Annotated in this window: 23 protein-coding genes and 1 tRNA gene; 15 read left to right on the top strand and 9 right to left on the bottom strand. The window is 34.3% G+C overall.

Translation table 11 applies throughout. The features are described 5' to 3' along the window. On the bottom strand, positions 1–264 hold a 264-nt coding region (locus BM289_RS13160; RefSeq protein ID WP_091494211.1), incomplete at its 3' end, for an ISAon1 family transposase N-terminal region protein. 117 nt (positions 265–381) lie between these two features. Here BM289_RS13160 and BM289_RS13155 point away from each other — a divergent pair. From BM289_RS13155 to BM289_RS13135, 5 genes are all read left to right on the top strand, one after another. Beyond that, entirely contained in the window at positions 382–1,203 is an 822-nt protein-coding gene (locus BM289_RS13155; protein WP_091494209.1) for a helix-turn-helix transcriptional regulator, read from the top strand. Between the two features lie 455 nt (positions 1,204–1,658). Then, the gene (locus BM289_RS13150) at positions 1,659–2,951 is read left to right on the top strand and encodes a TolC family protein (RefSeq protein WP_244165370.1); all 1,293 of its coding nucleotides are present in this window, start codon (positions 1,659–1,661) and stop codon (positions 2,949–2,951) included. Between the two features lie 121 nt (positions 2,952–3,072). Beyond that, positions 3,073–4,122: an HlyD family secretion protein gene (locus BM289_RS13145; protein WP_091494203.1), complete on the top strand. Its 1,050-nt coding sequence runs from the start codon at positions 3,073–3,075 to the stop codon at positions 4,120–4,122. A 1-nt stretch (position 4,123) separates the two neighbouring features. Beyond that, positions 4,124–5,707: an MFS transporter gene (locus BM289_RS13140; RefSeq protein WP_091494200.1), complete on the top strand. Its 1,584-nt coding sequence runs from the start codon at positions 4,124–4,126 to the stop codon at positions 5,705–5,707. 308 nt (positions 5,708–6,015) lie between these two features. Then, a complete protein-coding gene (locus BM289_RS13135) occupies positions 6,016–6,681 on the top strand; it encodes an HAD family hydrolase (RefSeq protein WP_091494198.1) in 666 nt (221 codons plus the stop codon). Positions 6,682–6,881: 200 nt separating this feature from the next. On the opposite strand, the gene BM289_RS13130 is transcribed toward BM289_RS13135, so the two are convergent. From BM289_RS13130 to BM289_RS13120, 3 genes are all read right to left on the bottom strand, one after another. Further along, complete coding sequence (locus BM289_RS13130) at positions 6,882–7,673, bottom strand: hypothetical protein (RefSeq protein WP_091494194.1); 792 nt, start codon at positions 7,671–7,673, stop codon at positions 6,882–6,884. Between the two features lie 259 nt (positions 7,674–7,932). Then, complete coding sequence (locus tag BM289_RS13125; RefSeq protein ID WP_091494192.1) at positions 7,933–8,241, bottom strand: hypothetical protein; 309 nt, start codon at positions 8,239–8,241, stop codon at positions 7,933–7,935. A gap of 83 nt (positions 8,242–8,324) precedes the next feature. Further along, a complete protein-coding gene (locus BM289_RS13120) occupies positions 8,325–8,981 on the bottom strand; it encodes a 3-keto-disaccharide hydrolase (RefSeq protein ID WP_091494189.1) in 657 nt (218 codons plus the stop codon). A gap of 269 nt (positions 8,982–9,250) precedes the next feature. Between BM289_RS13120 and BM289_RS13115 the strand changes: the two genes are divergently transcribed. Beyond that, positions 9,251–9,823 (top strand): helix-turn-helix domain-containing protein, encoded by a 573-nt coding sequence (locus BM289_RS13115; RefSeq protein WP_091494186.1) that lies wholly within the window; start codon positions 9,251–9,253, stop codon positions 9,821–9,823. A gap of 545 nt (positions 9,824–10,368) precedes the next feature. On the opposite strand, the gene BM289_RS13110 is transcribed toward BM289_RS13115, so the two are convergent. Next, positions 10,369–10,599, bottom strand: a complete 231-nt coding sequence (locus BM289_RS13110) for a helix-turn-helix domain-containing protein (RefSeq protein WP_091494184.1) — start codon at positions 10,597–10,599, stop codon at positions 10,369–10,371. 87 nt (positions 10,600–10,686) lie between these two features. Between BM289_RS13110 and BM289_RS13105 the strand changes: the two genes are divergently transcribed. Then, positions 10,687–10,920: a hypothetical protein gene (locus BM289_RS13105; protein ID WP_091494244.1), complete on the top strand. Its 234-nt coding sequence runs from the start codon at positions 10,687–10,689 to the stop codon at positions 10,918–10,920. 184 nt (positions 10,921–11,104) lie between these two features. Here the strand turns inward: BM289_RS13105 and BM289_RS13100 are convergent, their stop codons facing one another. Both BM289_RS13100 and BM289_RS13095 read right to left on the bottom strand, forming a co-directional pair. Beyond that, the gene (locus BM289_RS13100) at positions 11,105–13,096 is read right to left on the bottom strand and encodes an AAA family ATPase (protein WP_091494181.1); all 1,992 of its coding nucleotides are present in this window, start codon (positions 13,094–13,096) and stop codon (positions 11,105–11,107) included. A gap of 155 nt (positions 13,097–13,251) precedes the next feature. Then, positions 13,252–13,333: transfer RNA gene (locus BM289_RS13095), tRNA-Leu, on the bottom strand. Positions 13,334–13,443: 110 nt separating this feature from the next. On the opposite strand from BM289_RS13095, the gene BM289_RS13090 reads away from it, so the two are divergent. The 6 genes from BM289_RS13090 (at position 13,444) to BM289_RS13065 (ending at position 19,002) form a co-directional block, all read left to right on the top strand. Beyond that, positions 13,444–14,832 carry a dipeptidase gene (locus BM289_RS13090; RefSeq protein ID WP_091494180.1) on the top strand — a complete coding sequence of 463 codons (1,389 nt, stop codon included), beginning with the start codon at positions 13,444–13,446 and terminating at the stop codon, positions 14,830–14,832. A gap of 607 nt (positions 14,833–15,439) precedes the next feature. Continuing rightward, the gene (locus BM289_RS13085) at positions 15,440–16,537 is read left to right on the top strand and encodes a glycosyltransferase family 61 protein (RefSeq protein WP_091494177.1); all 1,098 of its coding nucleotides are present in this window, start codon (positions 15,440–15,442) and stop codon (positions 16,535–16,537) included. Between the two features lie 165 nt (positions 16,538–16,702). After that, a complete protein-coding gene (locus BM289_RS13080; protein ID WP_091494175.1) occupies positions 16,703–17,125 on the top strand; it encodes a toxin-antitoxin system YwqK family antitoxin in 423 nt (140 codons plus the stop codon). 18 nt (positions 17,126–17,143) lie between these two features. Further along, positions 17,144–18,106 (top strand): DUF6624 domain-containing protein, encoded by a 963-nt coding sequence (locus tag BM289_RS13075; protein ID WP_091494172.1) that lies wholly within the window; start codon positions 17,144–17,146, stop codon positions 18,104–18,106. 104 nt (positions 18,107–18,210) lie between these two features. Further along, positions 18,211–18,582, top strand: coding sequence for a BlaI/MecI/CopY family transcriptional regulator (locus tag BM289_RS13070; RefSeq protein ID WP_091494169.1), 372 nt, complete (start codon positions 18,211–18,213; stop codon positions 18,580–18,582). A gap of 216 nt (positions 18,583–18,798) precedes the next feature. Then, positions 18,799–19,002: a hypothetical protein gene (locus BM289_RS13065; RefSeq protein ID WP_143102079.1), complete on the top strand. Its 204-nt coding sequence runs from the start codon at positions 18,799–18,801 to the stop codon at positions 19,000–19,002. A 109-nt stretch (positions 19,003–19,111) separates the two neighbouring features. On the opposite strand, the gene BM289_RS13060 is transcribed toward BM289_RS13065, so the two are convergent. Then, complete coding sequence (locus BM289_RS13060) at positions 19,112–20,476, bottom strand: saccharopine dehydrogenase family protein (RefSeq protein WP_091494163.1); 1,365 nt, start codon at positions 20,474–20,476, stop codon at positions 19,112–19,114. Positions 20,477–20,664: 188 nt separating this feature from the next. Here BM289_RS13060 and BM289_RS13055 point away from each other — a divergent pair, with 188 nt between their 5' ends. Together BM289_RS13055 and pckA are read left to right on the top strand one after the other, a co-directional pair. Continuing rightward, positions 20,665–21,051, top strand: a complete 387-nt coding sequence (locus tag BM289_RS13055; protein WP_091494160.1) for a DUF423 domain-containing protein — start codon at positions 20,665–20,667, stop codon at positions 21,049–21,051. A gap of 301 nt (positions 21,052–21,352) precedes the next feature. Continuing rightward, positions 21,353–22,960, top strand: coding sequence for a phosphoenolpyruvate carboxykinase (ATP) (pckA, locus tag BM289_RS13050; protein ID WP_091494157.1), 1,608 nt, complete (start codon positions 21,353–21,355; stop codon positions 22,958–22,960). A gap of 135 nt (positions 22,961–23,095) precedes the next feature. Here pckA and BM289_RS13045 read toward each other — a convergent pair whose 3' ends face one another. Continuing rightward, positions 23,096–24,154: a phytase gene (locus tag BM289_RS13045; RefSeq protein WP_091494155.1), complete on the bottom strand. Its 1,059-nt coding sequence runs from the start codon at positions 24,152–24,154 to the stop codon at positions 23,096–23,098. Between the last annotated feature and the right edge of the window lie 68 nt (positions 24,155–24,222).

Here is a 24,222-nt window from a genome sequence, read left to right as displayed (position 1 = left end):
AATTTCCCCGTTGGCTTTATTGGTCCAACGACGTCTTTTGATATGTAAATATACAAACCTGCCTCTTAAAGGGAAATCCTGAATCGTAATCTCATCCATGAAACCCTTGGAAACCAATTCTAGAGCATTGAACTCTTGCGGAGGTTTTATTTTTTCTTCAAAATACAGATGCAATACTTCTTCTGTGTTGCTGGTGGAAACTACTTCAAAGTGATCTACTAAAAAATCAGGAAGCATAAATTTTAAAAGTTCTAAAGCAGTCATGTGTAATTCTTAGACTGCAAATTTCTGATTTTATTTTGATATTCTTCCCCAAGTTTTGTTCTTGATCCAAAAAATCCTTGCGTGCTTTGCGGTTAAATTTCTTCCTATCTTTATATTATGGAACACTCCGGTCAAAAACTCGATAAATATTACATCAAAAAAGTAGATGCTGATAAAAAAAGCATTTACTGCCACCACGATTTGATGGGTGAATTGTTTATTCCGCCACACAGACACCAGAAAGCACAGCTCTTATACGCTGAAGGCGATGTTGTTTTTGTAACTACAGAAACCAAAACTTATTTTTTGCCAGCAAGACATTTTATATGGATTCCGAGTGGAGTGGAGCATAGTATCGAGCCGAAATCGGAAAGTGTAACAATGCGAAATTTGTATTTTCCTGTTGAAAAAGAAGAAGATGACTTTTATAAAGTTGAAGGAATTTATCCAGTCAACAATTTGTTATTGCAAATGATGCTTTTTACCAATCGATGGAATGGAGATCTTAAAAAAGGAACTCCAAATTTTACAATTGCCAAAGCGATAAAAGCGATTCTTCCTCAAATTTGTACCAATAACTTGCCTTTAGAATTACCACAACCTAAGGACAAACGTCTTGGAAAAATTCTGCGCCATATTGAAAACAATCTTGGAGAAACAATTCTGTTTGCTGATGTCGCGCATGAATTTGGTTACAGTGAACGCTCTTTATATCGTTTGTTTCAAAAAGACTTGGGCATGTCGTTTATTCAATATTATACCATCCGTAGAATTTTAAAAGCAATCGAACTTTTATTAGAAAGAAAGCTTTCGGTAAAAGAGGTAGCTCAAGAAGTTGGTTATAATAGTGTTCCGACTTTCAGTAATACTTTTTTCAAGATTTTAGGCCAACGACCTTCTGATTACTTAAACGGAGAGGAAATTTTGGAAAAGAACTAAATAGCTTTTGTTTCACGCAGATTTAAATAAATTTAGGCAGATTAAGCAAATTTTCTTTAGTTAGACATAAACATTTTTCTCTCGCAGTCCCGATAGCTATCGGGAGCAGATTTGAGAGATTTTTTTAAATGCTTTATAATCTGCACAATCTGCCAAATCTGCGAGAACAAAAAATAAAAATCTGCGCATTCTGCTCAAATCTATTAAAATCTGCGTGAAATATCACAATCCAAACCTATTTTGTAATAAATTGTTTTTCAGTGTTTTAATATAACGTTTTCGGAAAACACAATTTTAACGTTTGTCCGAAATGAATATGTTGTTGGCTTTTTAGAATTATCAGTCAACGGAAAAATGAAGGAACTTTGCACCATCAAATATTTAATGTATTTATGTTCCTTAAAACAACAAATTCTACAGACGATTGTTTTCCCAGAATCCTGCTGTTAATCCTAATGATTTTAGCATTCAATGGCTTACAAGCGCAGGAAGTTCACACGCTTTCATTGCAAGAAGCTTTGAAACTGGCCAAAGAAAACAACAAAAAAATCCTTAGATCTCAATTGGAGGTCACGCTCGCAGAGCAAAACATCAAAGAAAGAAAAGAACTCCGACTGCCAGACGTACAGCTAAACGGCATGTATTCTCGCATCACGAATATTACCGAATTCAAAGGAAGCGGGTTTTTGAAAGACAAAGAAGTTACTCCGGCAATTCCTGAAATTTATGAGGTCAATTCAACTTTTAAAATGCCAATTTACGTTGGAAACAAGATTAATAACGCGATTAAAATTGCGAATCAGGAAAACGAAATCGCTAAAATAAAAACCGAAAAGGCTGAAAATGATATCGAACTTGAAGTGGTGGCAAACTATCTGGCTATTTATAAAATGATGGAACTTCAGAAGATTTTTGAAGAAAACATCAAAGAAGAAAAAAGCCGATTGAAAGAAGTGCAATCCCTTCAAAAACATGGAACGGTTACGAAAAACGAAGTTATTCGTGCCGAATTACAGCTTTCAGACCGCGAATTGAATGCGTTAACTAACTCCAAAAACATTAAAATAGCACTTCACGATTTGAAAACGCTGATCCAGATTCCGGAAAACGAAGAAATTGTAATCGATACAACTTCAAGTCTTGATGAAATGAACGGTCTAGATCCGTATGATTTTTATATGAATAAAGCGATGCAGAATGAAGAAATGCGAATGGCGAGCCAGGAATTAAACATTAGCAAAACCGAATTGCAATTGGTAAAAGGGAATTATCTGCCAAGCGTAAACTTCTTCGGGAATTATGGTTTTTATTATCCAAACTACAAATTCTTCCCGCCAAATCCGTATTTGTATACCTTAGGGCAGGTGGGAATCGAGGCGCGTTTTGATCTTTCGTCTTTGTACAAAAACAAAACGAAAGTGGCAAAAGCGAGCACTAAAATCGATTTACAGAAAATGCAGACTGAAATCATAAAAGAAGAAATTCAAGATCAGCTATATAAAGAACATACACAATATCAAGAAATCCTTGAAAAGTTTGTCGTCGTTGACAAAGCGTTGGATTTAGCCGAAGAAAACTACCGAATCGTAAAACTGAAATACTTAAACCAATTGGTTTTAATTACCGAAATGGTCGATGCCGATAATGCTTTGCTTCAGGCAAAATACAACAAAATTTCTACTCGATTGGATGCGGTTTTAAAACATTACGAACTGCTTCATACGGCGGGAATGCTTCCGCAGAGTTAGATTTTGAAAGAAGAAAGAAAATAGAGTAAAGAATATAGATTTTCAGTTCAGAAGGAACGATTCATATTGTATCGCGGGATTTTAATCCCGGGAAAATAGATAAAAGAATAGAGAAAAAGATATGGTTAAGATTAAAAATGAAACTAGAAGAAACAAAACGTTTCATATACTAATAACGATTATTGCGTGCACGCTGGTAATAAGTGGGGTTATTTTGGGAATTTGGTTTTATGTTTTCAACCGAAATCACGAAGAAACCAATGATGCGCAGGTAGAACAATATGTAACGCCAATTATGTCGCGAATTACGGGTTATGTGCAGGAAGTTCGTTTTAACGAAAACCAATTTGTACATAAGGGAGACACTTTGGTTGTAATTGATAATAGAGAATACCAATCGAAATTGAATGTGGCTCTTGCCGATGTTCAGAATGCGAAACAAAATAGCGTTGTGGCAGAGAAAAATGCCATAAATACAGCAAGCGCAACAGCGATTAACGAAGCGCAGTTAGAAGCGGCTAAAGCGAATCTTTGGAAAACCAAATTGGAATACGAAAGATACAAAGCTTTGGTAAGCGAAGAAGCCGCAACTTCTCAGCAATTAGAAAAAGTAAAAGCAGATTACGAATCAGCTCAGGCACATTTTCAGGAAATGAAAAACAGAATTCATACTTCGGCTTTGAGCACTTCTGTGGCCGAAGCAAACGTTCCGACAACACAAACCAATATTGCTTCAAAACAAGCTGTGGCTGATAATGCAGCTTTATTCCTTTCTTACACCATAATTACAGCACCTTATGACGGTTGGGTTGGAAAACGAACTCTACAGCCAGGACAATTGGTAAAAGAAGGTCAATCTCTATTGTCAATTGTAAGTAAAGAAAAATGGATTACAGCCAATTTTAAAGAAACGCAATTGCAATATTTAAAAGTTGGACAAGATGTTGAAATAAAAGCCGATGCTTTGAGCGATAAGACTTTTACAGGAACAATTGCATCTTTATCGCCAGCGAGCGGGGCAAGATTTTCATTGCTTCCTCCAGATAACGCAACGGGTAACTTCGTAAAAATTGAACAAAGAATTCCGGTTAGAATTCAGTTGAAAGACAGCGACAAACAAACTGACTTTTTAAGAGCGGGAATGAATATTACTGTGATCGCAGCACACTAAAATGGAAGATAAAAGTATTTTTAAATCATGGGTTCCAAAATGGGCAATCATTACAATTTTGTTTGTTTGTCTTTTGCATTCCATGATTTTATTGGGAGTTTATACGTCAAACGTAACGTATGCGGCAAGTTTTCTGGATATTGAGCCCGAAGATTTGCAGTTTGCAATGTGTGTTACGTATGGAACTCTGCTGGCTACAATTCTCATAGAAAGCCGATTTTCGAGTTTTTTCCCTGCCAAAAATTACCTCATAGGTGTTTATTCCTTAATTGGAGTTACGATTGTGGCGTCGGGTTATGTCGATAATTTTGCGGTTTTCTTGCTTTTGAGAGTTGCCGAAGGAATCTTAATGGCGCTTCCTGCCATTACCATCAGACAATTGCTTATTGAGCAGTTTGATTCTAAAAACGCCATTATAATTGGTTTTTCCTTTTATTATGGCTCTCTGCTGTTGTCAACGCCTTTTATTATGAATATTGCGGTTTGGTTTCTGGATCATTACGACTGGAAATACATGCTGTATGTTTCGGGCGGACTGCAGGTTTTAAATGTCTTTTTAATCTTGGTTACTTTTCGTGGGCATCGAATCACAAAGAAAATCCCGTTGTATCAAATCGACTGGATGAGCTATTTTTTGGTTTTAACAGCTATTCTTTGCGGTGCCTACTTTTTTGTATATGCCGAGAAAAAATATTGGTTCGAATCTTCAGAATTGGTTGTGGCGCTTATAATTGCTTTGATAACAGGAGGTTTGTTTATTTTTAAAGAGCTTTTGGTTAAAAGGCCTACTTTTGATTTTGAAGTTTTTAAATACGCCAATTTGCGAATTGGGTTTTTATTGTTTTTCCTTTTTTACATCAGCAGAGCAACGTTGAGTCTTTGTCATTCGGCGATGTTTTCGATTTGGAATTGGGATCCGTCGCGTGTTGCGGGCGTGCAGTACATTAACGGACTCGGAAATGTAATCGGATTGATTTTGGCGGCTTATTTCCTCATGAAATCGGTTTCTACCAAAATTATTTTCCTGATAGGTTTTTCGCTAATTGCCTTGTATCATTTTTGGTTTACGTTTCTTTTTGTGCCCGATGTGGCTTTATCAGATATTATTGTTCCGTACTTTTTGCAGGGCATCGGAGTGGGGTTTTTATTTGTTCCGTTGATTCTGTTTACCACCTCTTCGGTTCCTGCAAATATGGCGGTTTCTTCGGGAATTGTAGGGGTTTCGGGACGTTTTTGGGGAAGCACGATTGGTTTTTGCATCATGCAGAATGCGACTGTATTTTTAAATAAAAAACACTTTTTTAAACTAAGTCAGTTTGTAACCGGCGAAAATCCCGAAGCACAACAAACTATTGCAAATACAACCCAGAGTTTTATTGCCAAAGGATATTCAGCAGATAATGCCAATGTTCTGGCAATGAAAAAGATTTTCGGAACAGTAGCTAAACAATCGACTCTTTTGGCCGATATGGAGATTTATACTGTTGTAGGTTATGGTTTATTGGTTTTGATTGTTCTTATTGCGTGTAATCAGCATTTGAGGCAGACTATGACTTTGGTAAAAAGTAAGATTTGGATTGGCTAAGGATTTAATCTCGCAAAGTCGCTAAGACGCAAAGATTTTAATTTTTTTTTAGCCACAGATTAATAAGATTAAAAGGATTTTATTTCACGCAGATTTAAAAAGATTTAAGCAGATAAGCGCAGATTATTTATTTCTAAAATCTTAAAAGATAAATCTGCTAAAATCTGCCGAATCTGCGTGAAATAAACTTTGCGACTCCGCGACTTTGCGAGATTAAAAACAAAATCTTAGCGAATCTCTGCGAAAAATCTCCGTGCAACTCTGTGGAATAACTTATCTTGCAACCGTTAAAACAACAAAACAAATATATGAGCCAGCAATGTGTAATTTTTGATATGGACGGTGTGATTTGCCACACCAATCCACATCACGTAGTCGCTTTTGAGGAGTTTTTCAAAAAATATAATATTCCGTACACTCAGGAAGAATTCGAAGAGCATATGTACGGAAAACACAATAGTTATATCATGACGCATTTCTTCAAGCGTCCGATTCAGGGAGAAGAACTGATCAAACTTGAAGAGGAAAAAGAAGGCATGTTTCGTGAGATTTACAAAGACAAAGTCGAAACGATTCCGCATTATATGGATTTTTTAAATGAGTTAAAATCCCGCGGATTCAAAACAGCTGTTGGAACTTCGGCACCTCGTGCGAATCTGGATTTGATTGCCAATTTCCTAAAACTAGGTGAAAAAATGGATTCGATGATGTCGAGCGAAGATGTTACGTTTCATAAACCAAACCCAGAAGTATATTTAAAATCGGCAGAAAGAGTTGGAGTTTCTCCGTCTGATTGCGTGGTTTTTGAAGATTCTTTTTCGGGCGTTACAGCAGGACTAAATGCCGGAATGAAAGTCGTAGGCGTTTTGAGCACGCATACGAAAGAAGAGCTTCCTCCTTGTAATTTTTATATTAAAGATTATAGTGAGGTTAACGTGGATAAGATTATTGAGATATTAAATTCTAATAAATAAATTCCAAATTCCAAAATGATAAGAGAGACCTTTGTCAAAGTTTTAAACTTTAACAAAGGTTTTTTGCATTGTAAACACAAAGTATTGTCATTTCGACCGAAGGGAGAAATCACGCTAGAAACTCCACAAAGAAAAGTGCCAATCTTTGTTGATATACGAGTGTGATTTCTCCCTTCGGTCGAAATGACAAACGAGCCGAATCAATAATTCTCTTCCAAAAATGCCATCCAGCCTTTTTCAAATTCTTCACGACTTACATTCAATGTTTTTTCGATGTTGCCGAAAGACGAAATCAGTTTGGGCAGAATATCTTTTCCCCATTTTTTGGTCATATATTCGATAATGGTATAACCAATATTATAAATCTGATTGCTTTGATTGAGTTCTTCTAAAGTCAGGTTTTTGCTTTTGGCGTATTTCACGCTTATGGAATTGACTTCTTTTGCTTCAAAAATACTGATCGATTCCCAAAGCCAACGAGGATATTCGGCTTTAAACTTTTTCTCAAATTCCCTTTCAAAAATCAGTCGGTCTTGAGTGATAATCGTGTTTTTTGCTTTATAAATTAAAATGTTGAGCTGAACGCAATGCGTAAATTCATGCAGTGCCGTTTTTAGCGGATCATCCGGGAAGATAGAATTAAACCAATTCGTCCACACAAAATGAAATTCGTTTGGACCACGGCTTGTTCCTTTTGTGTTTTCGGTTAAACCTGTCGCATTGTTAAATTTAAATTGCGAACCGTAAACAAAAACCTTAATCAGGTCGTGCTCAACGTCTTTTAAATTTTCTCTAATTGCAGAATAATTGTCTTCGAGATGTTTGCTGACTTTTTCGGCTTCACTTTTATAAATGCCGCTGTAGGAAATAACAAAATGTTCCGATTTAATAGTTCGGGTTTCCTGTTTAACAGTGAAATTTCGAACCGTTCTTGCAAAATAAAAAACAGCAATAATTGCTAAAAAAATGACTAATAATCTGTATTTCTTCATGTTCTAAATGATTTTTGAAATTTAAAAACAAAATAAAATATGCAGATTTAGGTTTTTGGTATTTTAAAAATAAGAATATTTAAACATTAAAGCGTAAAATAATTAAAGAAATTTCTGAGTTGTGTTTTGTTTTTGCCACAGATTATCAAGATTAAAAGGATTTTTATCATACTGTAACCACATAGTATTGTCAGTTCGCTATCGCTCGAGTTGTGTTCCCTAAAATGGTAAACTTAACGTATTCCTGTGATTCAAGATTTTATTCGGCCAATTTCAGATAAACTCGAGGAACTTCTAAAAATTCCTGATAGCAAGTATTGCTTGGACAATTATCATTTAATGTAGAATGTTCGGCGATTCTGATTTTTATGGTTTCTTTTCCGTTGTCGGTTCCTGTAAAAGTTTCTCCAACCTTAAAAGTTCGGTTGCTTACGCCAACAACACCGCCAACTGTTATTTGTGTGGTGTATTCGGCAGTGAATTCAAAATTTTTAGTGGCTTTAACTTCATCCGAAGAACAAGCAAGAATTCCTAGAGTAAGAATCAAAAAGCAAATCAGTTTTTTCATAACAATCTTTTTTATTTAGATGTTTGAATTTCAGAATGGTTGCGTGAAATTATAAAAGTTTTTTGGTTGCTTTTTATTAAGGTTTATTCCTTTGATATATTCTTAATTCTGATATTTTTAAAATCAATTGGCGAACGCTCATAATTCAAAGAAATTTTACCTTCAACAGTTGAAGCTTCGGTACATTCGTTTACTAATTTTCCATTTAAATATTGAGTGATTTTTCCGTTGAAAGACTTAATAACTACGGCATTCCATTCACCAAACGGATTTTCATTTGCTAAAAACTTTGGAGAAACCACACTTGCGCCGGCTTCAATCTGTTTTCCGTTCACTTTTGCTGTTACCTGATCCAGGAATATAAAGTCGCCCGTAACGTTTTCTTTTATTTGAAACTGAATTCCTTTTGGCCAGATTTTATCCGATGCATCTAATGGAATATTGTACATAACGCCACTGTTTTTCGTGCCTTTCATTTTGTATTGTTCTTCCATATTCCATCGGTATTCTAAGGTAAACTCAAAGTTTTTATAGCTTTTTTTGGTCATCAGGCACCCGAGGTCTTCTCCGTACATACGAATCATTCCATCCTTAAATTCATATACTTTTGAGGGGTCCTGCTGTGCGGTATTTGATTTTGTAAAAGCATACCAGTCGCTTATCTCCAGACTTTTTTGCCGAACGGCACAGGAACTTAAAATAAAAAGAAGAACAATAACAAAAGTTGATTTCTGGAACATAGCGATAAGTTTAAAGCAAAGACGATTAAGTCGATTGAAGATTTTTTTAAAGTAAAATTAATGATACATAGTGATATAAAAAATTGGCAATTCTGGCTTTTTTGTTTTTTATCAGAAAATAATGACTTAGATAAAAAGACTTATTCTTCACCATTAAAATTAATGATATATTAGCGACATTGTAAAATGTCGTAGAAATGCCGTAAGAAAACCGTTATCAAAATAGGCTTTTCGAAATAATTTTGGATTGAAATTTAAAAACATAAACCATGAGTTATATTGGCAAAAAAATTAGCGAAGCGAGAAAGTTAAAAGGCTTTACGCAAGAAGAACTGGCAGAATTGTCGAAAGTTAATTTGAGAACAATTCAAAGAATCGAAAACAGCAATAATGAACCACGTGGCAAAACGCTGGAGCTCATTTGTGAAGTGCTTCAAATTGATAAAACAGAATTAAAAGATTTAAACAAAACATCAGAAAATAATAGAATTGGAGCTTTCGTTGTCAATGCGATTTTTTTGATTCTTTTAAATCTTGCCATAGCGCTTGCTTTTAGTTATATGGTGACACCTATAGAAGCTAGTGCCAACAGTAAATTTGGCGCAGTTCTTTTAAGTTTTTTTATGCCCTTTACCATTTTTTATTATACGCAGAACGTGACGGCAACCGAACGTATTTTTAAATTTGGAATTTGCTGGATGATATATCTTACAACCTTATTATATGCGCAAGGTTTTCGCAATGCGCTTGGAATTGGATTTAGAACATGGATTTTTCCCTGTATTTTAATCTATTTTGGTGTATTGTTTTATGGAAAGGTTTTGTTTAAATCGGAGAAATAAAAATATAAAAGGGAATCTTTGTGTTTTAATCTCGCGAAGACGCAGAAGCGCAAAGTTTTTCCAAGCTGTAACCACAAAGTATTGTCATTTCGACTGAAAGGAGACTCGAGCGATAGCGAACAGACGAAGTAAATCACACAAGAAACTCCGTAAAGCTTTTCTCCAATCTGTGTCGAATCCCGCGTGTGATTTACTTCGTCTGTTCGCTATCGCTCGAGTCTCTTTTCAGTCGAAATGACAAAAAAAAAGGTTTTAAGGAAACTGAGAACGCCTCAATCTTGTCGGAAATGACAAACTATACGGATATGCTTTATGGAATAAGAAAGTTAAATGAATTGCCTCCTGCTTTAGCTGGAGGTTTTTTTTATGATTGAAATGGAAAAGGCTTTAGCCGAAAAGTACTAAACGTACCGTAACCACAATCTTGTCATTCTGAGGAACGAAGAATCTCCGTAAGTAACTCCGCAACGATAATCGCCAATCTTTGTCGAGCTTCTCGCGGAGATTTCTCCTTACGTCGAAATGACAAACTAGACGGATATGCTTTATTTCAAAGAAAAATCAAGCAATTCTTTAGGTTCAATATCTAAAGCATTGGCGATTTTTATAAGGGTTTTTATTGTAGTATTTATTTTAGCTCTTTCTATTCTTCCTATTTGAGTTTTAGGAATATCACAATCATCAGCCAAAGCTTGTTGAGATAAACCTTTTTTTTCACGCAATTGGCGAATGTGAATCCCAAGATTTGCAATAAAGATTTCTTCTGAAATATCCATATTTCAAAATTCTTAAGATTTATTTTTGGCGTGGTTACATTTATGTCTCCAAAAGTATTATATTTGGAGTGTTCAAAAAATAAGATAATGGCTACAGAGTGTTTTCCTAAAGAAGTAGAAACTAGACTAAAAGTTTTTTTTAGTGATGTTGTGGATGTAAAAGATATGGCGAAGATGCTCCGGCAGGTCAATTATGCTCTTTCGTTAAGTTCGATGCGAGGTTGCGAAACTCTGGATTCTGAGTTGTGTCATGTCGATGATAATTTTTACTGGCTCAACAGATTGGCAGAAGTGCTGGATCCTTATTTAGGTGTAGATTAAAAGAAATTGTGCTTAAAGCACGATCATTTCGACGAAAGGAGAAATTAAAGGCATATCAACAAATTTGAAAATTCCCTACAACTTTTTTTTCATTGTGTTACTATCGTTGATATGTTGGAAAAGCTCCTTTCGCCAAGGTGAATTGATGTATTTGTTTCAGAGGTTGTCAATTCCGAAAGAGAGACTATGGATTAGACTTTGGTTTTGAAATTTCATTGTTTAAATATTCAATAGCTAATTCACTATTAACATATAGATTAGATTTTAAGGCATACAATCTTCCAATTCCTAATTCTTTATTTTCTAGTTGTCTATATTCTTTTATGTTTTTTAAGGAGTTGTCTTTAAGTTTTTCTAAGCATTTTATTAAATGATTTTTGGTTACTGTATTTAGATTCTCTTTATCTATTATTCCGCATATTATGCGATTTTTGTATCTCTCGATGGCTGGCGATAAGAAGTTAATTTCTTTACCTAATAAAATTTTCATTTCATCTTTGTCTAATAATAAAAAGCCAAGATCATTTGGGAGTTCTCCAACAGGAAGTTCCGTGTCTTCTATAATTGCTAAATAGCCGTTTGGAGATAATGATTGCTTTACTTTTAATAAACTTTCTTTCCAATGTTTTACATGAATTTCGTGAAGGACATTTACCATTATAATTAAATCATATGAATTGTCAGGGATGTTTTTTAAGTCGTTAAAAATTGAAGATGCTCCTTTAAGTGATACTAATTCGTTAAATGATTCATCAACATCAAAGCAATCATATGTTTCAATTCTTTTCCATGATTCTTCGTTCTCTCGTATTCGGTCAAGAAGTCTTCCCTTCCCTGAGCCGAAATCTAATATGCGAATATTATTTTTCTCAAGAATTAATTTTTGAAATATTTCTAATTGTGGGTCATTTTTATTAGCTGATTCAAAAACTTCTGGGTCTTCAAAACATTGTCCCATAAAATTTGTCATTGCCCAAGATGGAGTAGATACAAGAAATTCAACAATTTTGTTATAATGTTCTTCAAAACCCATTAAATCCTCTATAGCATTGAATGGTACGGAAGAAGATGGAGTTAAAAGTTGATTATTTCTAACTAAAAATATTGATCCGTAATCTAAATTTGCTACTATTGATAAAGAATGTGTTGCAATAATTATCTGACCGATTTCTCCAACCAGATTTTCCAAAGTATTTATAAGTTTAATTTGAGCTTTTGGATGAAGATTGAGTTCTGGTTCATCTATAATAATAATTGATTCTCTGAATTTTATTCTAGGATTTATATTAAGTAAAAATAATAATATAGCGTATGTGAATAAAACTTTTTCGCCATCAGAAAAATCATTGTAATTGAATTCTCTTTCGTTAATTGTCCAATATCCTGTGGCTTTAATATTGACATGATCGTCATGTTCACTGATGTCAGAATTTTTAGCATGCCATTTCAAATCTTTATCTAAAAATTCTTTTATTAGATTTTTTAAAAGCTCAAAACGTTGATAGGAAACACGTGTTTTAAATTTTTTTTCATCTCCTCTGCAGTCAATCTCATCAAAAGCTAGCTTATGAGGAAGTCTTTGTAAAAAACTTAATGAGCTTTCTGCTATTAAATTAAATTCATTTACTTCCACGTTTTCTAATGTTGAATCTATTATGGTTTGGAACGAAATTTTTCCATCCCCAGTAAAGCTTTCTTGTAGTTTTCTTAAATCATCTGAATTAATAACTTTTAGGCGTTTAGAAATTTCGTTTTTGATTGTATTTGTATGTCTATCCAGCTGTTGAAATATATTAGAATTTGTGCGTGCAAGAATTTGATTGTATTTTAATGAAGCTTCATTAAAACGAGATTTAATTGCTGAATTGTTTGGATCATTATTATATAGAGCTTGGGATGATGTAAATTCTTTATGAATGTCAAAGCTTGCTTTGTTTTTTTGATATTCAGAATACATATCAAAAAAAGATTGAGGAACATTACTAAACCATTTTGCATAGTCAGTAGTTACGTCACATGATCTAATGTAGTTTTCAATAGCTTTAAGATATCTTGTTTTACCTGATCCGTTTTTTCCTACTAACGCTATTGTTGAATTAAACTTAGTAGAATAAAATTCACCAAGCCCAGATTTTTGTACATCAGATAGTTTTAATTCTAATATTTTTAGTTTCATGTTCTGTTTTTATTTTAGTAAAACATTCAAAAATAAAAATAGAAACCAATAAAATGATATTGCAGTAAATTGCTTATCAACAACTTTAATAACAAAAAGCAAAGTGGAGCAAAACAAAAAAGCTTCTGAAAGTTGATTCAGAAGCTTCTTAAAAGTGCGGATAATAGGACTCGAACCTACACGCCTTGCGGCACCAGATCCTAAGTCTGGCACGTCTACCAATTTCGCCATATCCGCGGTAATTGTGGGTGCAAAGATAGGCATACTTTTGAATTATCAAAGCATTTTTTGAAAATTTTTTTTAATTCTCTTTTTCGTACTTTTGGTTTTCTATAAAAATAATTTAAATGGAAAATATTAAGTCCTACGTTCAACAACATAAAGATCGGTTTATCAATGAATTGATCGAATTATTAAAGATTCCGTCGGTAAGTGCCGACACTGCATATTCTCAAGATGTTATTGACACAGCAGCCGCTGTAAAAGAAAGTTTATCAAAAGCAGGATGCGATTTTGTCGAAACTTGCGACACTCCAGGTTACCCAATTATCTACGGTGAAAAAATAATAGATCCAAATCTTCCAACAGTTTTAGTTTACGGCCACTACGACGTACAACCGCCAGATCCATTAGAATTATGGACTTCACCACCTTTCGAACCCGTAATTAAAAATACAGATATTCACCCAGAAGGTGCCATTTTCGCTCGTGGCGCATGTGACGACAAAGGTCAGATGTACATGCACGTAAAAGCGTTGGAATATATGGTACAAAACAACGTTTTGCCATGTAACGTAAAATTCATGATCGAAGGTGAAGAAGAAGTGGGTTCTGCAAGTTTGGCTTGGTTCGTAGAACGCAATCAGGAAAAACTGAAAAACGACGTAATCCTGATTTCAGATACTGGAATGATTTCGAACCAACAACCATCAATCACAACAGGTTTAAGAGGTTTGAGTTATGTTGAAGTAGAAGTTACAGGACCAAACCGCGATTTACATTCTGGTTTATACGGCGGCGCTGTGGCGAATCCAATTAATATTTTGGCAAAAATGATTGCTTCGCTTCACGACGAAAACAATCATATTACCATTCCAGGTTTCTACGATAAAGTTCAGGAATTATCTGCAGAAGAAAGAGCCGAAATGGCAAAAGCGCCTTTCAGTTTAGAAAAATATAAAAATGCTTTAAACATTGCTGATGTTTATGGTGAAAAAGGATATGTAACGAACGAAAGAAACTCCATCCGTCCAACTTTAGACGTAAACGGAATCTGGGGCGGTTATACTGGCGAAGGTGCTAAAACGGTTATTGCAAGTAAAGCTTTTGCTAAAATCTCGATGCGTTTGGTTCCAAATCAGGAATGGGAAGAGATTACAGAACTTTTCACGAAACATTTTACAAGCATTGCTCCGGCTGGAGTTACGGTAAAAGTAACGCCTCATCACGGTGGCCAGGGTTATGTTACGCCAATTGACAGCATCGGTTATCAGGCAGCGAACAAAGCGTATACAGAAACATTTGGAGTTCCTGCAATTCCAGTTCGTTCAGGAGGAAGTATTCCGATTGTGGCTTTGTTTGAGAAAGAATTAAAAAGCAAAACGATCTTAATGGGATTTGGTTTGGACAGCGATGCTATTCACTCGCCAAATGAGCATTTCGGAATCTTTAATTACTTGAAAGGAATTGAGACTATTCCGTTGTTTTATAAATATTTTGTGGAGCTTTCTAAGTGATTTAACCGCAAAGGGCGCAAAGAATTTACGCAAAGTTCGCAAGGATTTTTAATAAGATTTTAAAAAGTTCGCAAAGCTATATCACAAAGCTTTACGAACTTTGCGTTTATAAACGTAACACTAGAAAAAAAACTTGCGCTCTTTGCGGTTAAGTTTTACTTGCTCAGAAATTTTTTTATCGCAAAGAGCGCTAAGAATTTACGCAATCCCGATAGCTATCGGGAGCTAAGATTTTTTTAATAAGATTTTAAAAAGTTCGCAAAGCTATATCATACAGCTTTGCGAACTTTGCGTTTATAAACGTAACTCTAAAAAAAACTTGCGCTCTTTGCGGTTAAATAAAATAGTCAAATCCGTTCAGAAATGAGCGGATTTTTTTGTTCGTAATATTCTTGGAATTTGGAATTTAAAATTTGGGTTTTCCTATTTGAATTTGGGTTTTAAAACTTGGAATTTAAATTTAAAATTTTAATGTTGACTTTGCATTTTGTTAAATAAATTAAGTTAAATTTGAAATTATTATTATCAAGCCCCGCATAATATTGTTTATAATCCTGTTTTGTGAATTTTTCTAATGTTATTTTAATGTTGATTTTAATGTGGGCTAATGGACTTAGTTAAAAAAAAGGTCAAATTTTCTCCAATTGGATATACCCGATATCTGAAAGGATTGAAAAAATGCCATTCGATGTTTCGAGAAGGCAGAATTTTGGAAAAGCTTGCCGTAAAATCATGGCAGATTGCTCCGGAAAAAACTACTATCGCTCCCAAAGCTTATTTTTTGGAGAATCAATTGGAACGTATCACAGGTACGGCATTTACAGATGATCCGCACGCAGCAATGCACGGAGGTTTTACGGTAGAACATGCACCGACTTTTGCTTATAAGCTCAAAGATATTTGGATGATAAACGGTTTTCTTTATAAAGGACTTTATAATTTCAGACTTCATCCTTCTTTTCAGCTTTCTAAAAAAATGAACTATTTTCCGCCAGCGATTATAGATACAGAAATCGATAATGCTTCTATTTACAGCACTTCTGAAGGGAATCAGTATTTTGGCCTTTGGCTTACCGATGATTGTGCAAATTATGCCTTGGCCAATCAAGAAGGAGTTCCTGTAACTTCAAATATTATTCCCTATTCTCACATGCTGGAATATGAATCGTATTTAGAAATGAATCCATTTCGGACAAATGCGGCTTATCTGAAAAATGCCATTTTCTTTGATGATAATTGGGGAAATAACGATAACAAACATCTTCGATTTGAAGCCAACCGAAATAAAATACTTTCATTATTTCCCGGAACTTCACATCCTGGAGTTTTTATTCTGCGTCGCAATTCGGGAATATCACGCGTGATGCTGAATGAGCTCGAAATTGCCGAAAAACTCCGAGAAAAATGCGGATTCAAAATTGTTGATGTTACTCAAAATACTGCTGCAGAAATACTTTCGGCCTGCGCTGGTGCTAAAATCCTCATTGGTATCGAAGGCAGTCATTTATTCCACGGACTCATGGCTCTTGAAGCAGGTTCTTCTGTTTTAATTCTTCAGCCACCCAATCGTTTTAGCGCCGTTATTAAAAACACCACAGACATGGAAAACATCAATTACAGCTTTGTTGTCGGAATTCAAAAAGGCGATAATTTTTATATTGATTTTGAAGAAGTGGAGAGAACGATTGATTTGCTTTCTTTTTAAAGGTTCATAGTGACAAAGAGACAAAGAGAAAGTGCAGAAGAAAAGCCCTTTGTCCCTTTGAACCTTTGTTACTCTGTATCTTAAATAAAAAAAATCAGTTTTTTCTTTCTCGTTTGAAAATTAATTCTACATTTGTAGAATAGAATCTATAATTGTAGAATCAAAATGATTAGAAAAATACTTTTTGCGATAATTCTGCTTTCTTTTTTTGGATGTAAATCGGCGCTTATTAATCAAAAGATTGATAAAAAGAAAGAAGGAAAATGGGTTGAGGTGTATGTTCAGGATAGTGTGGAATACAAATCTGTCGAATTCTACAAAAGAGATTTACCAATTAAGAAATGGAAAACTTTTATAAACGGGAAATTATACAAATCAGAGAAATATAAAAAAGGAATTTGTATTGTAAAAAGTTATTACGAAAACGGAAAACTGGAATCGAAAGGCAAAACCAAATTGGAATTAAACGAAACCGAATCGCATTGGTTTTATTTTGGAGTATGGAAGTTTTACTCAGATAAAGGAAAATTATTTCAGATTAGAAAATACGAAAAAGGAGAATTGCTCTCTGAACAAAAAATAGAATAAAACTTTAAAATTAAATAGATGAATAAACTGCTGGCTTTCTTTTTTATTATAATGAATAGTGTTTTGGTTCAGGCTCAAACGTATAAGGAATGGGTTAAAAAAGCAGATTCTTGTTATAGTGCGACGAATTATAAAACAGCTGTCAATTATTACACAAAAGCTTTTAAGATAAAACAGAAGGATTCGAAAGATTTATATAATGCGGGCTGTGCTGCTTCTTTGGCTGAAAAAAATAAAAAAGCCTTTAAATGGCTGGATTTAGCGATTGATAACGGCTATGAAAATATTGATCGTATGAAAATAGACAATGATTTGAAATCCTTGCACAATACGAAAGAATGGGAAAAGACAATTGGTAAACTTCAAAAAAAAGTAGACAGTATTGGCGTTCGATATGATAAAACGATGGAAAAAGAACTTCTGGATATTTATACTGAAGATCAGGGAATTCGAGTAGAATTTATGAAAATTTATAAGGATCCTAATTCAAGTAAAAGCAAAATTGACAGCATTGGCAAAATAATGAATAAAAAAGACAGTATTAATCTCGTCACGGTGATGAAAATACTGGACGAAAAAGGCTGGGTTGGAAAAGATGTAGTGGGAACACAGGGAAATCAGACTTTGTTTTTGGTTATTCAGCATTCGCCTTTAAAATATCAGCAGAAGTATTTGCCCATGATGCGGGAAGCGGTTAAAAAAGGAAATGCCAACATAAGTAATTTGGCTTATTTAGAAGATCGAGTTGCGTTAAGAGAAGGAAGAAAACAGATTTATGGAAGCCAGTCTGCAAAAAACAGAAAGACTAATAAATGGTATTTTTCTCCCATGATTGATCCAGATAATGTAGATAAAAGGCGTGCCGAGGTTGGATTGGGAACAATGAAAGAATATGCCGCAAAAATGAATATAGACTGGAATCTAGAAGCTTATAAAAAAGAATTGCCTGAATTGGAAAAACTTGAAAATATTAAAGAATAAAGAATAAAGAATAAAGAATAAAGAATAAAGAATAAAGAGGCATATTATTAAACTTGATCTGCGAAAAAAAACTTATTATCTCAGAACCTTAGAACCTTAAAAAAATGCAATTATCAAACGCAGAAGAACAATTGATGGAACATTTATGGAAGCTTGAAAAGGCTTTTATGAAAGATTTATTAGAATCGTATTCAGAGCCAAAACCCGCTACAACAACAGTAGCAACGCTTTTGAAACGAATGATCGACAAGAAATTTGTGGCTTATAACGAATTTGGAAATTCTCGAGAATATTACCCTTTGGTCAAGAAAACCGATTATTTCTCCAAACATGTAAAAGGACTTATCAGCAACTTTTTTAATAACTCAGCTTCGCAGTTTGCTTCGTTTTTTACGACTGAAACTAATTTGTCGGCTTCAGAACTGGAAGATCTTAGAAGAATAATTGATTCGGAAATTCAAAAAAAGAAAAAATGATAGACTTTTTTATAAAATCGACGATTGCATTAAGCGTTTTCCTGATTTTTTATCATTGGATATTGGAAAGGGAAAAAATGCATCAATTTAATAGATTCTTTTTGCTTTTTTCAATTGTAGTTTCGTTCGCGGTTCCTTTTGTTTCATTTGAAATGGTCAAAGAAGTTTCAACTAATTTATCAAGTCAAATTATCTGAATTTAAAGTTGTAAAAGATTTGGGTTATGGAATAGGTGAAGAAGCGATTAGAACTTTAAAACTTTCTCCAACATGGATTCCAGGTTCTCAAATGGGGCAGCCGGTTCGGGTTCTGTACAGTTTGCCTATAACAATTCAAGCTGAAGAAACACCAAAAAAGTATAAAGTAACAAAAGCAAGCTATCAGAAAATGGATTTCCCACCAACCATTTTTGGAAATTAAAAATCATTTAAATTGTCTCTGAAAAAAAAATCCGCTCCTTTTGCATCAAAGAAGCGGATAAAATTAAAAACTAATTAAATAAAATTCTAAAAAAAATGCAGCATCCAGACTAAAATAAATCTGGATTGTATCCAAAGTAAGGTACTTTTTGTTCGTTGAAAATGACTCCGTACTCTTCCAATTCTTTTAAAATAGGCTCGTAAACTTCTTTTTTTATTGGAAGCTGAACGCCTGGTGTTGTGATTTTTCCGTTTAAGATTAACAGTGTCGCAATTGCAACCGGAAGTCCCACCGTTTTGGCCATCGCGGTATAGGTTTGATCTTCGCCAATGCAAACCATTTTAGAATCAATCTGTTTCTTTTCGCCATTTAGTTCGTATCCGAATTTATGATACATGACAATCATATCTTTATCGTCTGGTTCCAAAGCCCAGCTGTCAGTTAGGATCTTTTGTAAAATTTGAGCTGGAGTGGCATTTGGAAGATTTACTTTTTTGTTTGGGTTAAATAAATCCAGTTCCAAAAGTTTGTCCCACATGATATCGTCCTGATCAATTTTTAAGATCAATCTCGTTTTGATTTCTACTGAATCTGTCGGATGATACGGCAGAAAAGAATTGATAAACTGACGATAACTCATATTCTCAGAACCTTCAATTACATAACTATCATCTGTCATTCCGAGCTGTACGAACATATTCCAAGCTCTTGAAAAACCAACTCTTCGAATTGTTCCTCTGTATAAAGTCAGAATATCATCTAAACCGTAAATCGATCTGTATTTAAGAGAATCACGGTTAGAATACGCTTCAAATTTTCCGTAACCTTCTACTTCCAGAAATTCAGTTCTTCTAAACAAAGCGCTGTACGGAATGTATTTATAAGTTCCTTCCTGAATAAATTTTGCTGCTCCGCCTTGTCCGGCCAGAACTACATTTCTAGGTGCCCAGGTAAATTTGTAATTCCATAAATTATTATCCGATTCCGGAGCTACAAGTCCGCCACAGAAAGATTCAAACAAAAGCATTTTGCCACCCTTTGCCCGAATTTCATCAATTACTTTCATGGCGCTCATGTGATCGATTCCAGGATCAAGACCAATTTCGTTCATGAAAATCAGATTGTTTTTTATGGCTTCATCGTTTAAAGCCTGCATGGCATCGCTGATATAAGATGCCGTAACCAAATGCTTTTTGTATTCCAAACAATCTTTCGCAATTTCGATATGCAAATGTGCCGGAAGCATCGAAATGACTATCGAAGCATTTTGAATTGCCGTTTTTCTTTCTTCAGCATTAAAAATATCTAAGGCGAGAGGAGTGGCATTAGGATGATTGTGCGTTTTCGCTTTCGCTAAATCCAATGAAAGATCGGCTACAGTTAAATGCAGTTTTTCTTCATCAGATTTTGATAATAAATATCGAATCAATGACGATGCAGATCTTCCTGCTCCAATTATTAAAACGTTTCTCATGTCTTAAATATTTAACACAAATATATTTAAATGTTATAAATATAACAATTGAAATCAAATAAAATTCATTTTATTTTTAGAATTCTAGAAAATAAATAATCTGATTTTGTTCTAAATAATATCTTTTGAAAAGCGGTTATTCAGTTTGTTTGAAGTATTTTTGTGTCAAATTTCAAAAGATATAAATCATGAAAAGAAAACTTGTTCTTACTGGAGCTTTTATAGGGATGTTAGCTATTATTTTGGGCGCTTTTGGAGCCCATTTATTAAAAAAATATCTTTCAGTTGATCAGTTAAATACTTTTGAAGTTGGGGTTCGTTACCAAATGTATCATGCTCTTTTTCTTCTCTTTCTAGCTACCCAAAAAGAGCTTGCCGAAAAAACACTTAAATCAATCTATAATTTAGTAGTTGCCGGAGTTGTTTTATTTAGTGGTTCAATTTATTTGGTAGCAACAAAAGATTATACTTTGTTCTATTCTAAAATTATCGTTTTCGCAACTCCTGTGGGTGGTTTTCTATTAATTATTGCTTGGGCGCTATTATTCTTTGCAATTTTGAAGCGAAAATCATAAAATCTCGAAAAAAAAATTCTGTCTAAGAATTAATCTTTAATTTTGTCTCATAAATAACATATAATCTTCATTATGTGAATTTTTTCTATTTTCTGTTGTAAAACGAAAATAATATAACAAATTCCGTTAGAAGGTTGTAAATAAGTAAATTAAAAGCGGTTATTTTTTTCTTTTTGTAATTTTTAAAGTGAAATTTCTCTTTTTTGATATAAATCAAAGTGAAATTTAATTATTTTAAGAGTGATAAGAATTAATCTGTAATTTTGCTTTAAATAAAAAACCACAACATAACTTAAAATTTATGGACACTAATACAGTTTTCGCGCAATCGATTTCGTTAAAAGACTTAGGAATTGAAAATGCAAAAGTTCGTTACCAACTATCTGCAGATGAATTACATGCGATTACTTTGCAGTCAGGGCAAGGTGTCGAAAATTCTACCGGAGCGTTAGCAATTAATACAGGCGAATTTACAGGACGTTCTCCGCAAGATCGTTTTATCGTAAAAGACGATATTACAAAAGATCAGGTTTGGTGGGGAAATGTAAATATCCCGTTTGATCCTCTAGCTTTTGAAAAGCTATACAATAAAGTAACAGCATTTTTATCCAACAAAGAAGAGGTTTTTGTTCGTGATTCTTATGTATGCTCTGATGCAAATTACAGACTGAATGTTCGTGTTGTTACTGAAACAGCTTGGTCGAATTTGTTCTGTTACAATATGTTCTTACGTCCAGAAGAATCGGAACTGGCTAATTTTACTCCAGAGTGGACAGTAGTATGTGCTCCAAGTTTTATGGCGGATCCTGCTGTTGATGGAACACGCCAATCTAATTTTGCGATTTTAGATTTTACTAAAAAAATCGCTTTAATAGGCGGAACAGGATATACAGGAGAAATGAAAAAAGGAATTTTCTCTGCATTAAACTTTATCCTTCCGGTTTTCAAAAATACACTTCCAATGCACTGCAGCGCGAATGTTGGTGAAGATGGAGATACAGCCATTTTCTTCGGGTTATCTGGAACTGGAAAAACGACTTTATCTGCTGATCCAGAACGTAAATTAATTGGAGACGACGAACACGGCTGGACAAACGAAAATACTGTTTTTAACTTCGAAGGTGGTTGTTATGCGAAAGTAATCAACTTAACAGAAGAAAATGAACCGGACATTTTTAGAGCAATCAAAAAAGGGGCTCTTTTAGAAAATGTGGTTTTCAAAGCAGGAACAAACGAAGTAGATTACGACGATGTTTCTATAACACAAAATACACGTGTAAGTTACCCAATAACTCATATTGACAATGTACAGCCAGGTTTGGTGGGACATAATCCTAAAAATATATTTTTCTTAACGGCTGATTCTTTCGGAATTCTGCCTCCAATCTCAAAATTAACTCCAGGTCAGGCGGCTTACCACTTTATTTCTGGATATACGGCAAAAGTGGCTGGAACAGAAGCTGGTGTAACTGAGCCTCAGCCTAATTTCTCTGCTTGTTTTGGAGCACCATTTATGCCTTTACATCCAACTCGTTACGCTGAAATGTTAAGCAAAAAAATGAAAGATGCCGGTGTAAAAGTTTGGTTAATCAATACAGGATGGACAGGTGGTCCTTACGGAATTGGAAGCCGTATGAAACTAAAATATACTCGTGCCATGATTACTGCTGCTCTAAAAGGAGAATTGGACAATGTAGCGTATGTAGATCACAAAGTATTTGGATTGGCAAAACCACAATCTTGCCCGAATGTTCCAGAAGAAATTCTAAACCCTAGAAATACTTGGGAAGACAAAGATCTTTATGATAAAAAAGCAATTGAATTAGCTCAGAAATTCAAAGCTAACTTCGCCAAATTTGAAGAGTTTGCAAATGCTGAAATCTTAGCAGGTGCACCGATTACAGAATAAAAGGAATTAATTGATTCAAAGTAAAAAAGCTGTTCTATTAAAGAACAGCTTTTTTTAGTTTACAGTCTCAGTTAGCAGTCTCAGTAATTTTAACACTGAACACTTCTACTGCTACTGCGACTGAATACTGCAAACTTATTTCTTACCTTCGTCAATACGTTTTTGGATCAAATCCCAAGTGTAATAGTGGAAAGTCATTCCGTTGCTCATGGCTACGAAAAGTCCATTTTTGAATTTTGGCCCTAAGTTTATACTTGTAACATCAGCACCATCACATTCGATTGTAGAAGTTGGAACTTCAGCTAATAACGGATGATTGTTTGGATTTCCGTTTGCACCTTCTCTCGGGTAAACCATAAATGAGTTTGCCTGCTGGTTAGACACTAAAATATATCCTGTAGAATCTGTTTTTTTGTAAATCGCAATTCCTTCGTGATCTGCTTTGAAATCTTTTTGACCAAAGAAAGCCAACTCTTTATTATCATTCAAAGCTGGATCTGCTTTGTATTTTCTAATTCCAACTTGTTCGTCGCAGTAGTAAACAAAACCTAATTCATTATCCACGGCAATCGCTTCAATTTCTTTTTTTCCACTGTAAGTTCCGAATTTACGAACTACTTTTGTTGCAGCAAATTTTCCGTTTCCAGAAAGTTCATACTGCCATAAATAACTTCCAGAAGGACCAGTTTTTCTTCCAACGATAGCAAAAATCTTTCCGTCGCTTGGACGAGTGTACAAAGAAATTCCCATTGGATCGCGCTGTGCTTCTCCTTCAAAAACTTCAATTCCGCCGTTATCAATTGGTTCTAAATCTGGTAAACTGAAAATTCTGATTTTGTTGCTTTCACGTTCTGTCGTAACTGCAACGTCTACTTTTTTTCCGTCAATGATCAATCCATAAGCGATATCCACATTGTTTGGACGTTTTAGCGGAATTGATTTTTTCAGAATTTTTCCATTTAAATCAAAAGCATATAAACCGCCGTCCGTGTCTTTATCTGTTCCAACAATTATACTTTTTGAAGGATCTGTTGGGTGAATCCAGATTGAAGGATCATCTGTATCGTGAGGTAAAGCTTCAGTAACTACAGTAGGTTTTACAGCATTGGGCTGAATTGGCGCTAATTTATCGTCTTTACAAGCTGTGAATGAAATGCTTAAAAGTAAAAAAGCAAGTATCGATTTATTTTTCATTTTGTATTATATATTTTAATGCAATTAGACAGAGCGCTAAACTCTGTCTAATTTAAGAATTTTTAAAA

It is taken from the genome of Flavobacterium phragmitis, assembly GCF_900112575.1.
In the GTDB taxonomy this organism is placed as follows: Bacteria; Bacteroidota; Bacteroidia; order Flavobacteriales; family Flavobacteriaceae; genus Flavobacterium; species Flavobacterium phragmitis.
Note: the sequence above shows the minus strand (reverse complement) of the source record. Positions and strands in the feature narration are given on the sequence as shown.

What these genes read in the sequence shown, in the direction of transcription:
- BM289_RS13130 (WP_091494194.1), bottom strand. Translation starts at nt 7,673, where the DNA reads ATGAAGAAATACAGATTATTAGTCATTTTTTTAGCAATTATTGCTGTT.
- pckA (WP_091494157.1), top strand. Translation starts at nt 21,353, where the DNA reads ATGGACACTAATACAGTTTTCGCGCAATCGATTTCGTTAAAAGACTTA.
- BM289_RS13115 (WP_091494186.1), top strand. Translation starts at nt 9,251, where the DNA reads ATGAGTTATATTGGCAAAAAAATTAGCGAAGCGAGAAAGTTAAAAGGC.
- BM289_RS13155 (WP_091494209.1), top strand. Translation starts at nt 382, where the DNA reads ATGGAACACTCCGGTCAAAAACTCGATAAATATTACATCAAAAAAGTA.
- BM289_RS13080 (WP_091494175.1), top strand. Translation starts at nt 16,703, where the DNA reads ATGATTAGAAAAATACTTTTTGCGATAATTCTGCTTTCTTTTTTTGGA.
- BM289_RS13075 (WP_091494172.1), top strand. Translation starts at nt 17,144, where the DNA reads ATGAATAAACTGCTGGCTTTCTTTTTTATTATAATGAATAGTGTTTTG.
- BM289_RS13085 (WP_091494177.1), top strand. Translation starts at nt 15,440, where the DNA reads ATGGACTTAGTTAAAAAAAAGGTCAAATTTTCTCCAATTGGATATACC.
- BM289_RS13150 (WP_244165370.1), top strand. Translation starts at nt 1,659, where the DNA reads ATGATTTTAGCATTCAATGGCTTACAAGCGCAGGAAGTTCACACGCTT.
- BM289_RS13105 (WP_091494244.1), top strand. Translation starts at nt 10,687, where the DNA reads ATGGCTACAGAGTGTTTTCCTAAAGAAGTAGAAACTAGACTAAAAGTT.
- BM289_RS13070 (WP_091494169.1), top strand. Translation starts at nt 18,211, where the DNA reads ATGCAATTATCAAACGCAGAAGAACAATTGATGGAACATTTATGGAAG.
- BM289_RS13120 (WP_091494189.1), bottom strand. Translation starts at nt 8,981, where the DNA reads ATGTTCCAGAAATCAACTTTTGTTATTGTTCTTCTTTTTATTTTAAGT.
- BM289_RS13110 (WP_091494184.1), bottom strand. Translation starts at nt 10,599, where the DNA reads ATGGATATTTCAGAAGAAATCTTTATTGCAAATCTTGGGATTCACATT.
- BM289_RS13145 (WP_091494203.1), top strand. Translation starts at nt 3,073, where the DNA reads ATGGTTAAGATTAAAAATGAAACTAGAAGAAACAAAACGTTTCATATA.
- BM289_RS13125 (WP_091494192.1), bottom strand. Translation starts at nt 8,241, where the DNA reads ATGAAAAAACTGATTTGCTTTTTGATTCTTACTCTAGGAATTCTTGCT.
- BM289_RS13135 (WP_091494198.1), top strand. Translation starts at nt 6,016, where the DNA reads ATGAGCCAGCAATGTGTAATTTTTGATATGGACGGTGTGATTTGCCAC.
- BM289_RS13055 (WP_091494160.1), top strand. Translation starts at nt 20,665, where the DNA reads ATGAAAAGAAAACTTGTTCTTACTGGAGCTTTTATAGGGATGTTAGCT.
- BM289_RS13090 (WP_091494180.1), top strand. Translation starts at nt 13,444, where the DNA reads ATGGAAAATATTAAGTCCTACGTTCAACAACATAAAGATCGGTTTATC.
- BM289_RS13100 (WP_091494181.1), bottom strand. Translation starts at nt 13,096, where the DNA reads ATGAAACTAAAAATATTAGAATTAAAACTATCTGATGTACAAAAATCT.
- BM289_RS13140 (WP_091494200.1), top strand. Translation starts at nt 4,124, where the DNA reads ATGGAAGATAAAAGTATTTTTAAATCATGGGTTCCAAAATGGGCAATC.
- BM289_RS13045 (WP_091494155.1), bottom strand. Translation starts at nt 24,154, where the DNA reads ATGAAAAATAAATCGATACTTGCTTTTTTACTTTTAAGCATTTCATTC.
- BM289_RS13060 (WP_091494163.1), bottom strand. Translation starts at nt 20,476, where the DNA reads ATGAGAAACGTTTTAATAATTGGAGCAGGAAGATCTGCATCGTCATTG.